The sequence below is a fragment of the Ureibacillus chungkukjangi genome (genome assembly GCF_003217295.1).
In the GTDB taxonomy this organism is placed as follows: domain Bacteria; phylum Bacillota; class Bacilli; order Bacillales_A; family Planococcaceae; genus Ureibacillus; species Ureibacillus chungkukjangi.
In genome coordinates, this window is the sequence record NZ_QJTJ01000004.1 from 109,913 (window position 1) to 122,983 (window position 13,071).

A 13,071-nucleotide genomic window follows, 5' to 3' on the forward strand; every position below is an offset into this window, starting at 1 on the left:
TGCAATTTTTAAAAGTTAAAAAAACTAAAAAAGTCTTTTTCTTAATTAGATTCTCCTCTTTTTAAGCAATAGGAGCAGGAAGAGAAGTATAAAAGAAAGGATAGTTATTAATACTCCAATTTTGAAGAAAGGAGAAAAATAAGTTAATTCCAAGTCATAATGACCTGGCTTTATAGGAAAACCGATAAAAGTATGATTGACCTCATACAAATCAATTTTTTCTCCGTTTAAAGTGGCATGCCAGCCCTTGCTATATGGAATTGATAAGAAAAAGATACCATCCTTGTTAGAATTGATAACACCAGATAGCGTATTTTCGGTATATTGTATGTCCTCTAAACCATTTTGCTTTAGCTTGAGTACATCAGTTTTATAATCTTCATAGCTATTATGGAGGACACGAATATTTTTAATTTCATATTCACCTTTACTTAAGTAAACATCAATAAAGGCGGCATCATAGTTCCACCCAGCATTGATCGTTATTCTTTCTTGAGGATATGCCCAAGTATTCGATATAGAAAAGTACGTCATTTTTTTATCTAGCATTGATATGTTAAATTGCTGATTGTTCTTTTCTTTGAGCTCCAATTCAACGAAAATCTCACCTTCTGTTTGAGGGCGAGGTATAGGTATGCGAATAAAAGATTTATCATCAGTTGTAGCTACGAAGGAATCTCTATTTTTTTCAAAATCATGCAGCTCAAGATGATTTAGCCCCTCATATAAAACCTTCACGTTTAGATCGTCCCTTGAAAAAGTTTCGACCTTGCTGTTATCACCAGATGGAACATCGCTTAAAACAACAGCTTTTAACAATGTCTGGTCTTTTTCTGCAGTATTTAACTTTATAAATTCCTGTTCTGAAATCCAATCCGTATACAAAAATCCAATGGGAAGCTTGTGGTCATTTTCTAACACACGGAAATTCGCTGTTTCAAAAATAACCGAATATCCATACGGTGTATGCTGTGAATCTTTCCGTATAATATAGAATTGATTATTCAATACAGTTTCAATATAAAGTCGTCCATCATAACGATCATATAAGCTCATCAGATTTTTTTGTAGTATATTATAATCTTCCTTTATGAATCGATGAACATTTTTTGGTATTAAGCTTTGGTAAGCGCTATGTCCCTTATATTGGTAATACATACTTTGATTGTATTGATGAGCATTTTCATCGGTGGAAAACCACATAGTTCTGCCAAAATCAGTATCATATTTTTTAAGGGTTGAAATTATTTCCAATGCTTCTTGATTATCGTAGCCAATTCTATTATAAAAATCAATATTGGCCTTTTTTTGGATTTCAGGTTGTCCAAGTGCATTTTGGAAAAAGTTGTAATGTTGAATGGAACCACTAATTACTAATGAACATATAAGTAATACACCCCCTACTGTGCGTAATTTCTTGTTGTAAGAATAAAGTATAAATACAACTAGAGAAACGATTCCAGATATATATAATAGCTTGTCATATACTTGAACTTCCTCTGAAACAATAGTCCATCTCCATGCCATATAAAAATAAAATAAAAGTGCTACCAAAAAATTAAGTATTAGAAATAAACTTCTTTTCGCTCCTTTTATTATTTCATCAAAGAAATATGCGCTAATATAACTACATGTAAATGCGATTAGGTAGTACCATCGATTTTGCAATTGGGAAAAACCATTTAAAACGGAATACATAAATGGAATAAGCATTAAAGAGGTAATACCTAGGACAAAAATCTTTTTTGGAGTTAATCTTTTTAATCCAATTGTAAATCCGCCAATTAATAAAAATAAGGAAAATATCGCTAATCCGACTGTATATGAATTTTTGTAAGATAAAAAAAGAATATCTAAAGATTTTCCATAGAATTCAGTTTCAAATAACAAAGGTATGTCGTATTCCTTTACTAATCGATCACTATGAAAAAACTGGTAAACAGCAGGTAAAAAAGAGAATGATGCAAGCCCCATGCTAAGAATATATAAACCGATGAATTTACTAATGTAGGGGAAAAATCCTTTAATAGCTTCTTGATGATTCTTTAAATCGAAATATTTATAAATTGCATATAAAGCTAAATACACTGTTGTTATAAAAGCAAAGTAAAAATTTGAAGCAAGGATAAAGGCTAAAACTATTACAAACGGTAGTATTTTTTTTCTTTCCATTAAATAATCAAAAGTTAAAATTAGCAGGGGTAACAGAACAAAACTGTCAACCATATAATCCAACGACAAGCTATACATAGCAAAAGTAGTTGTTCCACCATAGAATAATCCTCCTACTAGAGAGGAAACAAAGCTTCTCTTATGATAACGGAGAAGAAGAAATAATAGAACCATTGCAGAGAATAATCTGCCTATAGAAATTAAGAGATTTAAATTTGCTACTTCATACATAGATTCAAAATCAAAAAATAGTGTTAACAAATAAAAGAAGGAAAAAGAGATATAGTAATTAAACTGACCGAATATATCTCCTCCCAGACCATACGACCAAGACCAGAAAAAATCGCCATTAGTGTATAGAGTGTTTAGTAGATATTTAAAGTAAACCAATTGCTTGGTTACATCGGTTCCTCTTGTTGTAATTAAAGAGGATGCATCGAAGAAATATTTATGCATTATCAATGCGGCAATCAAGAGAACAATGATTGACAAAATGTATAAAACTATTTTATTTTTCAAGTTATCACCACTTTGAAGGAAAATTTAACTGCAATTTTTTATTATAAGTTAAATTTGAAAAACATAAAAGAATTCATATTATTGGGAAATATTGATAATAAGTATTGAAAGAGAAATTCCTGGAAATAATAAATTTAAAATATCCTGATTAATTCTATAAATATTTACAGAAATTCGACAAATTTAGTATAATGAAGTTTGTATGTCTAAAAAAACTGTAAAAATTTTAGTTAAGGAGGAATAAAATGCCAGAAAATATATTGAAGATTAAGGAAAAAATTCCTTATGAATGGAAGTTAGCTTTTTGTACATCTGTTATTATAGGGTTATTAACACATATTTATGTGTTTACTAATAGGTTGCCGAATCATGATGGGTTACTTAATATCTATGGATCTCAAGCTAAAGTTACTTCAGGAAGATTCTTTCTAGGACCTGCAAGTGGACTGAGTTCATATTTTGATTTACCGTGGGTGATAGGGTTATTTTCTATTCTATTTTTAGCGTTGACAGCAGTTTGTATTATTACGATATTTGAAGTGAAAAAAAGAATTTCGATAGTGCTCATTTCTGGAATTGTTGTAACCTTTCCGAGTGTTAGTGCAACGTTTTCATACATGTTCACTGCAGATGGGTATATGTTAGGAGCTCTTTTCTCATCGATAGCAGTTTTATTAACTAAAAAATATAAATTAGGCTTCCTATATGGGGCAATTTTTTTATGTTTAGGAGTAGGAATTTATCAAGCTAATTTATCAGTTGCTATGGCATTGCTAACAATTTGGTTAATGCATGAGATATTATTTAAAGCACCAACTATTAAAAACTTAGGTAAGAATATCTTACGTAGTGGATTATTGGTTGGAATAGGAATGCTACTATATTTAGTTGTTTATAAAATCTATACTGGATTATTTGAAGTGAAAATGACCAGCTATCAAGGGTTAGATAAAGTCGGGGGGTTATCCATCCATGATATCCCTATGCGATTTAATGATATTACAGAGCAACTCAAGGTATTTTTCTTTAGAGGATTTTACTTCTATCAAGAGGTGAATTTGCTAGAAATTCTAAATTTGGGTATCGTTATAATTACGATTGTCTGGAGTATTATAATACTTATAAAACGAAATATTATTAAGAATTTTATCCAAACAATTATATTCATCCTTTTATTTATAAGTTTACCTATCAGTTATTATATTGTTTACTTTGTTTCACCTACTACTTTTTACCATATGTTAATGATATTTAGCATTAGTACTATCTATATTTATCTAGTTTTACTATATGAATCAATCGATGTGAATGGCAAACTATTAATTGAAAAAATTGCGTCATGGGTAACAGTTCTATTATTGGCGTTGACTATATATAACTTTAGCTTGATTGCTAATATAAATTATATGAATATGGAACTTCGATATGAGAAGTCAATCAGCTTTGCTAATCGCGTGTTAAACCGTGTAGAGCAGTTAGAGAATTATAATGATATCGAAAAGATTTCAGTAGTAGGAAAAATATCGTTATACTCAGAATTGACCTCGGTAACGATTCCGAATAAAATACCGATGATGATGGGTGGTACTGGTGAACATTTTTTAAATGATGTATCCCATTACCAAAAGCTGTTCTCTAACTTCTTAGGCTATCAATTAGCTTATCCGACGCCAGAGGAATTGGATAAGATTAAATCAACGGAAGGCTATAGAAATATGAAGCCATGGCCAGCTAAAGAATCTGTACAAGTTATTGATGATATTTTAGTTATTAAATTAGCGGACGAATAATTGGCATTTTTATTATTTGTCTTGCTTTCTTACATAATAACGAATTAAATTTGGGGGCAACAAAATGCCAGAGGAACTACTTGTTAAACTAAAAGCAAAAGTAAACCCTGAGTGGAAGTTAGCATTTCTTTCGACTTTAATAATTGGGCTATTAACACATTTCTATATATTTGTTCATAGATATCCCAACCATGATGGGTTACATAATTTATACAGCACGCAAGCAATGGTAACATCGGGACGGTTTTTCTTAGGACCGGCGAGTAGCTTGAGCAGTTTTTTTGACCTGCCATTGGTTATTGGACTACTCTCTATTATCTTTTTAGCCTTTACATCCATTTGTTTAGTTTATTTATTTAATATTAGAAAAAAACTGTCAATCGTTTTGGTTGCAGGAATTGTCATAACGTTTCCAAGTGTCTCATCTACCTTCGCCTATATGTTTACAGCAGATGGTTACATGCTGGGGATTTTTATGGCAACACTTGCTGTTGTATTAATAAAAAAATATAAGAATTATGGGATTTTCTTAGGAGCATTTTTCGTTTGTTTGGCTGTGGGTATTTATCAGGCCAATTTGTCAGTTACATTAACATTTGCAACTTTATGGATTATCCATGAAATTATTTACTCTCCTATTTCCTTAAAGCAAATTTGGGGCAATATACTACGATCCGTCAGTATGATTGGAATTGGGATGGTTGCATATCTAGTTGTATATAAATTTTTTACAAGGTTTTTAGCAGTAGAAATTTCAAGCTATCAAGGTTTAGATAAAGTGGGAAGCATAACATTGAACCAGATTCCTGTGCGTATCACGCAGATAATTCAGAATCTGAAAACTTTCTTCTTTAGAGGGATATTTACTAGTTTTGATATTAATTTACTTGAAATTTTAAATTTATTACTTTTATTTGTATTAATCACTGGCTTTATCCTTGTGGGTATCAAGAAGAAGTTATTCGTAAATCCGGGAAAATTAGTAACTTTAGCATTATGTATTATAAGTTTGCCATTTAGCTACTATATTGCCTATTTCGCTTCACCTAACGTGTTTTATCATATGTTAATGGTATTTGGGTTAAGTAGCGTCTATATTTTTATAGTTTTAATGTATGATGCATTGGATGATTTACCAAAGTTAAAAATAGAACAGATAACTGCTTGGTTAAGTACTGCTTTAATAGCATTTACAATTTTCAACTTCGCTTTAATTGCCAATATTTCATACATGAATATGGAAATTCGCTACGAAAAATCCATTAATTTTGCTAATAGGTTAGTCGACAGAATTGAGCAACAAGAAGCTTTTGACAAAATAGAAAAAATGGCTGTATATGGTAATGTTAGTATGTATTCAGATTTAACGAGTAAGGTTATCCCGAATAGTATTCCAGAAATGACTGGCTCAACAGGAGAAACATTATTTTATAAACATTATAGTTATCCTGAATTGATAAATTATTTCATTGGCTATCGGTTGGAACCAGTAACGAACGAGGAACTAGAAAGCATACAACAAACACCGGAATTTCAAAATATGGGCATATGGCCACAACAAGATTCTATAAAAGTAATTGGTAATACTGTTGTTGTGAAGTTTGAGCAAACGGAAATGAATGAATAATAAATAGAAGCTTTTATTCAGTAGAGGATAGCGTAAAGAAAGGGGAACACTATGTCATTACTATCTATAGTACTCCCAGCTTATAATGAAGAAAAAATGATTGTAAAGGCTGCAGAGGTTCTAACAGGGCTAATGGAGCAAAAGAATATACAAGCAGAGCTAATCTTTATCAATGATGGCTCAAAGGATGATACATGGCAAGCTATCCAGAAGGCAAGCGGCATGTATTCGAATGTAACAGGCATTTGCTTGTCACGAAACTTTGGAAAAGAGGCAGCCATTCTAGCGGGTCTTGAGCATGCACAAGGGGATTGCTGTGTGGTAATGGACTGCGATTTACAGCATCCTCCTGAAACAGTTATTGAAATGTACTCCTTATGGCAAAAGGGCTTTGAGATTGTTGAAGGCGTAAAGGTATCTCGCGGTAAGGAAAGTAAAATTCATGGTCTGTTTTCAAAAAGCTTTTATAGTATGATCAATCAAGCAACTGGCTTTGATATGTCAAGATCCTCGGATTTTAAGTTATTAGACCGAAAAGTAGTAGATGAATACTTGAAATTGCCTGAACGAAAGCTGTTCTTCCGTGCGCTATCCTTTTGGTTAGGCTATAAAAGTATCGAGGTAGAGTTTGAGGTGCAGGAGCGTACAGAGGGCGAGACGAAATGGTCCTTTGTTTCGTTGATGAAATATGCAGTGAATAATATTACGTCCTTCTCAACTGCACCAATGCAAATTATCACAGTAATTGGATTTTTATTCCTCATTTTTGCCATCGCTCTTGGAATACAATCTGTATTTAACTATATGAGTGGAGAGTCGCTTGAAGGATTTACAACGGTTATTCTCTTGCTATTAGGTATCGGGAGTTTACTTATGATAAGTATGGGAATCATCGGCTTCTATATTTCAAAAATCTACGAGGAAGTTAAACGGAGACCGCGCTATATTGTTTCCGTTACTACAAATAAGGACGAAAAATAAATGAGCAAGCTTTTCAATTTGCTTGATGCAAAGTTTTGGAAATTTATCATTGTAGGGGTTATTAATACAATAGTAGGGACGGCAATTATGTTTGGCTTTTATAATTTCCTGCATTTTTCCTATTGGACCTCATCAGCTGCAAATTATATCTTAACAAGCATTTTAAGCTTTTTCTTGAACAAATATTTCACCTTCCAGCACAAAGGCAGCAGCTGGAAATCAGCTTTACGCTTTGCAGTAAACATTGCCGTTTGCTATTTATTAGCCTATGGTATAGCAAAGCCTGTGACCCTGCTAGTGTTAGCAGACACGGGGCAACGTTTGCAGGAAAATGTAGCGATGTTTGTGGGAATGGTGTTATTTACATTATTAAACTATATCGGACAGCGATTTTTTGCGTTTAAATAAGTCATATAAAGCGAGCCCCAAAAAACTTCGAGGGGCTCGTTTTTATTTTGCATCAATCATTTGGAAAGATGTAACTTCATTAGCAGCAATAATATATTATTTTAATAATGCTTTATAGGAAACAGTCGATATAATAGATATAGTACCAGTTAAAGAGGTGAGAGGTTTTGAGATTGAAAGTATCATTCCTGCAGGTTATTTCAGTAATGGTCGCATTAGTTGTAGCCATAGCGTTTATCAGTTTTGCTCCCAGTAAAGCAGAGGCACAGACTCCGTTTAAGGATATAAAAGGGAGCGATCATTATAAGGCAATCGTAGCTTTGTATGAAGCAAAAGTGATTACTGGAAGAACTGCAACGGAATACAAGCCGAATTTAACAGTAACACGTGGCGAGACAGCACAGTTTATAGTGAATGCACTCGGCTTTAAAAATAATAATCCTAAAAATCCTGGCTATAGTGATGTCCCTACAACAAATCCTTACTATCAAGCAATTGCAATTTTAACGGAGAAAAATGTTGTTAGTGGTTATGGAAACGGGAAGTTCGGTCCGAATGACTCTTTAACTCGATCACAAGTAGCGACTATGATTACAAAGGCTTTTGAATTTAATGTATCGACAGCTACTAAAACTCAGTTTTCTGATATTAACAGATTAAACGATCCCATTATTTCAAGGTATGTGCAAACCTTAGTCGATTATGGAATCACAATAGGTACAACTAAGACAACATATAGCCCTTCCATGAAGCTGACAAGAGGGCACTTAGCAACATTCTTGTATCGCGCTATCGAGAGCAATAGTTTAGAAGTAATTTCAGTAGAATAAATGAAATTTACCTTGCTGCAAGCTATTCCATACCCGGACAAGCTGCAGCATTTTTTGTTTGAACCTCTAATAGAGAGGGTATAGGCTAAAAAACTAAAATTCTAGTACTGTTATTAATAGAAAATGCATAATATATTTTACAACAATGATATTTTACAACATCATTTGATATAATAAGAAAAATTGGATATTTATCCGAATGCTCTTTTGTGGGGGCCTTTGATAAACGTCGTTGGGGGCAGTTTGCTATGTTAAAAAGAACTGTTAGTATCTTCCTTTGTCTTTTGGTACTACAATTTTCTGGGATTTTGGTAGTACAAGCTGGAAATTCGCCTGTATCACCATTTAAAGATGTAAATACAAAGCATTGGGCATTTAAGGAGATTGAATATGTAACTTCAAAGAATTTTATGGCTAAAAGTTCAACTAATACCTTTTCTCCAAATTCAACAATAAGTCGTGCAGATGCAGTAACAACAATTGCCCGCTCTTTAAATTTAGATAAGGCAACAAAATTCAAGCCGAAATTTGTAGATGTGGATACTAACTCCACTTATTATAATGCGCTTTCTCAATTGGCAGAGCGTGGAGCAGTGAAGGATGGAACAAACTTTAACCCAAATAGTCAAATCACTCGAGCTCAATTTGTAACCATATTAGCCGCAGCCTTTGAGATTGAAGTGGATGATGTAAATAAGAAGGCTTTTAAAGATCTGTCTAAGAATTATTGGGCCAAAAATTCGATTGAATCTCTTGCAGATCTAGGAATTATCGGTGGAGTAGATGGAATTAACTTTGCACCAGAAAGAAAGGTTTCTCGTGCACAGATGGCAATATTTATCTGTCGGGCTCTAGAGTTTAAAGCAAAAGTGAATAATAACGAGATTATCTATGATTATCTGTCCAAGGAGTACTTGGATACTAAACAGTACTCAGACAAATGGGCACAAGAGGTTATAAGCCTAGTAAATAAGGAAAGAGCCAAAGCAAAGCTTCCCGCACTTGTTGAGGATAAGAGATTATGTCAAATTGCAGTCGTTAAAGCTCAAGATTTCATAAAACATGATTATTTTAATCATTTATCAAAGTTTTATGGACAACCATGGGACTTAGCAGCAGTATTTGATTATCAATTCACAAGCTTTGGAGAAAATATAGCTAAAAATTTCTACACACCGCAAAGTGTATTAACCGCTTGGATGAATTCACCTTCTCATAAAGAAAATATCCTACGTTCACATTATACAAATATCGGTGTAGGAATAAGGGAATCTAAGGATGGAACAATGTACTGGGTTCAAATGTTCGCGAGTAAATGAAATTTTTGAATATAATTCTTATAAAATAGGTTTTATGTGAAAAAAATAGGGTAATATTACTGTAAAGACATACCATTTATATATCTAATATTACAGAATTATTACAAAAAGTGTCGATATAAGTCAAAATCTATTAAACTTTAAAACGCTGATTATCACGGAAACGTTGATAAATCAGCGTTTTTTTATATTTTTCAAATAGATTGAAAACGTTACACAATTGAAAAATTACAGATTAGTAAGATGTGTTAATCTTAAAACAAGTTAAAAACGGTACTTTTGGGAGGAGCAATTAATATGAAGAAGAAGTGGTTACTACCTATATTTGCATCTTTTATGGTGTTGTCCGCGTTTCCTGCTGATAATGTCGATGCAGCGTCACCGGCGGACGTGCTTTCGACAGCAAAAAAATATATCAATACACCTTATAGAAGTGGTGGTACTACGGCTAGTGGATTTGATTGCTCAGGTTTCACTTCCAAAGTATTCTCGGAGTTAGGTATTACATTAAATCGTACTTCTGGCGGTCAGTATAATCAAGGTACTGCTGTTTCAAAAGCAAATCTTCAAGTTGGAGATCTAGTATTCTTTAACACTAGTGGCAAAGGCGTTTCTCATGTTGCAATTTATATTGGCAATAGCCAAATGATCGGCGCAGAATCTAGTGAAGGTGTTACAATCTCAAGCATCAACGACCCATATTATTGGGGGAAACGTTATGTTGGTGCAAAACGTGTTGCTAACTTTGAAGAAGAAAAAGTAGTTGAAGCAGTTAACAAAACTGCAGAAGTAAAAAATAAAGAAATTAATTTCAATATTTATGCCTCCCGTGCAGAAGTAGCAGTAAAAATTGCGGAAGCATTAGGTTTAGATACAACTGATACTAATACGGGGTTTGAAGATGTTAAGTCAACACATGCTAATGCAGGTGCTATTGCTGCAGTTAGAAAAGCTGGAATTTTTTCGGGCGATAACGGTAAATTTAATCCTGCATCACCAATCACACGTTCTCAAATTTCATTAGTAATAATGAATGCTTTCAAATTAGAACAAGGGAATATTTCAAAAACCTTTACTGATGTAAAACCAGGAAGTAAAACTGCTGATGCTATTCAAATTATGGCGTCTAATGGAATTACATCTGGTAAAGCTGATGGCACATACGGTTTAGCCGATTACGTGACTAAAACTCATTTAGATATTTTCGTTACAAAAGCAAAGGCAATTCGTTAATCTACTAGAGTTATACCCTGACTCCCAAACTATAAACCAAAAAACCTTAACTTTAAAAGAGAGTTTGCTAATTTCTAGCAAGCTCTCTTTTTATTAATAGAAAAAGTAGAAATTTATCCTTTTTAGTCAAAAAAGTGAGAAAAAATGAAATTTGTGTCATAAGTCTAATGTTTTCGTATGAGATTTTTGATAGACTATAAGTAGTCAAGAGAGGAGGACAATACTGAATATGACTAAACGAAAAATAGTATGTATGTTACTTGCTTTATGTCTAGCGATTCCGATGTTTGGTACACAAACAACAAGTGCAGCACCAGTCTTTGCTGACGTTCCATCAACCCATGAGGCTTATGAAGCAATAAACTATGTCAAAAATGCTGGTCTTGCTGGTGGGTATAATGAGGGAGGACAACTCCTATTTAAACCTAGCCATCTAGTAACGAGATCACAGGCAACGATAATGCTTTTAAATGCGCTTGGTGTTGAAAAAATAAAATCAACAAAGTCAAGCTATAGTGATGTTATTAGTGGTAGTGGTCTTTCAGAATTTGTTGAAACTGCTACTAAAATGAATTTGCTTGTTGAAAAATCGACAGATAGAAAATTTTATCCGTATCTAGCAGTATCTTTAAAAGACGCAAGTTTAATTATTTCAAAGGCGTATAATTTAGATGTTGAGAAATATAGTACATATTCTTTACCTTTTAAAGGTATCTCAGCTTCAGATCCTTATTATAAGTATATTAGTACGCTATATCATTTAGGAGTAATAGATGATAGTTTTGCGCAATTAAGTAATAAAAATGTTAATCGTGGTCAATTTTCAATATTAATTGCTCGAGCAGCTCAAAAGTTTGAACCACCAGTACAAGGTATTTCAGCACCTGAAGATGCAAAAGTAATTGGTAAAGTAAATATTACAGTAGATAATTTAAATGTTCGAAGCTCTGCAACCTCATCCATTTCAACTAATATAGTTGGGAAAGTGAATAAAGGAACAACTTTCAATGTATATGAAGACAGTAACGGTTGGTTAAAAGTATCCTATGATGGTGTATTTGCCTATGTTTCAAAACAGTATGCACAATATATCACAGGAGAAGTATCAAAACCAGAAACGCCAAAACCTCCAGATACAATTACTACAGGTACAGTTGGAAAAGCTACTGTTAATGGTTTACAAGTACGTTCAGGGGCAGGAACTAATTTTTCATCTATTGGTGTTTTAAACAAGGGTGATGAAGTTGCGGTCCAAAGTATTTCTAATTATTGGGCGAAGGTAAGCTTTAACAACAAAGAAGGCTATGTTCACAAATCTTATTTAAAACTATTAAATCAATCTGGTAGCGCTGTAAAAAATCGTATTATTGTTATTGATCCAGGACATGGCGGAAAGGATCCTGGCGCAATTGCTGAATCTGCAACTGAAAAGGCTATTGTTCTTAAAGTAGCTAATCAAGTGAAGCAAAAATTGGAAGCTAATGGAGCTAAGGTAGTCATGACTCGTTCTGGCGATACTTATCCGTCATTACAAGATCGCGTTAAAATTGCAGATAATAATTATGGTGAAGTATTCGTAAGTATTCATGTAAATTCTGCTTCTTCTTCAAGTGCAAAAGGAACTGAAACTTATTACAGTGTATCTTCTGGAGATATGTTTGAAGAAGATATCAAATTGGCTACTTATATCAATAATCAAATTGTTAATAATGCAAAAATGACAAATCGTGGCGTTAAAAAAGAAGCGTTTTATGTTATCAATAATATGATTATCCCTTCCGTTTTAGTAGAATTAGGATTTATTTCTAATAACGAAGACCGAGCTAAACTTGTAAATGATCAGTATGTTTCCATCTTTGCTGATTCAATTTATAAGGGGATTGTTGAATACTATAATAAATAGTTTTAGAAAAGAAGAATCTGTTCAAGAGTTAACTTACTTTTGAACAGATTTTTCATTTATTGAATCAAAAAAATTAGAACAAATAAAATCTTATTTAGAGGATATTATAAATAATGGCAACTTGTACTTTAGAAATTCGTTATACAAAAAAGAGCTAGAAAATATATAGATTTCTTCTAATATCATAGAGATTGATGACTATGATATATGATATAATGGACACTAGCTTTGTCATAAATAGTAGTAAAACTTTAAAGTAAAGTGAGGGAAATGAGAGCATCACAAAATG

9 protein-coding genes are annotated in these 13,071 nt (G+C 32.9%); 8 read left to right on the forward strand and 1 reads right to left on the reverse strand.

Annotated elements, in window-relative coordinates; translation table 11 throughout:
* Positions 1-45 precede the first annotated feature (45 nt).
* Positions 46-2,691, reverse strand: coding sequence for a YfhO family protein (locus BJ095_RS05010; RefSeq protein WP_107932570.1), 2,646 nt, complete (start codon positions 2,689-2,691; stop codon positions 46-48).
* A 245-nt stretch (positions 2,692-2,936) separates the two neighbouring features.
* Between BJ095_RS05010 and BJ095_RS05015 the strand changes: the two genes are divergently transcribed.
* From BJ095_RS05015 to BJ095_RS05050, 8 genes are all read left to right on the forward strand, one after another.
* Positions 2,937-4,481, forward strand: coding sequence for a glucosyltransferase domain-containing protein (locus tag BJ095_RS05015; protein WP_107932572.1), 1,545 nt, complete (start codon positions 2,937-2,939; stop codon positions 4,479-4,481).
* Between the two features lie 64 nt (positions 4,482-4,545).
* On the forward strand, positions 4,546-6,108 hold the full coding sequence (locus tag BJ095_RS05020) for a glucosyltransferase domain-containing protein (protein ID WP_107932574.1): 1,563 nt from the start codon (positions 4,546-4,548) through the stop codon (positions 6,106-6,108).
* Between the two features lie 51 nt (positions 6,109-6,159).
* A complete protein-coding gene (locus BJ095_RS05025; RefSeq protein ID WP_107932576.1) occupies positions 6,160-7,089 on the forward strand; it encodes a glycosyltransferase family 2 protein in 930 nt (309 codons plus the stop codon).
* Positions 7,090-7,497: a GtrA family protein gene (locus tag BJ095_RS05030; protein WP_107932578.1), complete on the forward strand. Its 408-nt coding sequence runs from the start codon at positions 7,090-7,092 to the stop codon at positions 7,495-7,497.
* A gap of 167 nt (positions 7,498-7,664) precedes the next feature.
* The gene (locus tag BJ095_RS05035; protein WP_146223197.1) at positions 7,665-8,327 is read left to right on the forward strand and encodes an S-layer homology domain-containing protein; all 663 of its coding nucleotides are present in this window, start codon (positions 7,665-7,667) and stop codon (positions 8,325-8,327) included.
* A 248-nt stretch (positions 8,328-8,575) separates the two neighbouring features.
* Positions 8,576-9,646: a CAP and S-layer homology domain-containing protein gene (locus BJ095_RS05040; RefSeq protein WP_107932582.1), complete on the forward strand. Its 1,071-nt coding sequence runs from the start codon at positions 8,576-8,578 to the stop codon at positions 9,644-9,646.
* Between the two features lie 297 nt (positions 9,647-9,943).
* Positions 9,944-10,879, forward strand: coding sequence for a C40 family peptidase (locus tag BJ095_RS05045; RefSeq protein WP_107932584.1), 936 nt, complete (start codon positions 9,944-9,946; stop codon positions 10,877-10,879).
* 229 nt (positions 10,880-11,108) lie between these two features.
* The gene (locus BJ095_RS05050) at positions 11,109-12,782 is read left to right on the forward strand and encodes an N-acetylmuramoyl-L-alanine amidase (protein ID WP_107932586.1); all 1,674 of its coding nucleotides are present in this window, start codon (positions 11,109-11,111) and stop codon (positions 12,780-12,782) included.
* Positions 12,783-13,071: the final 289 nt, after the last annotated feature.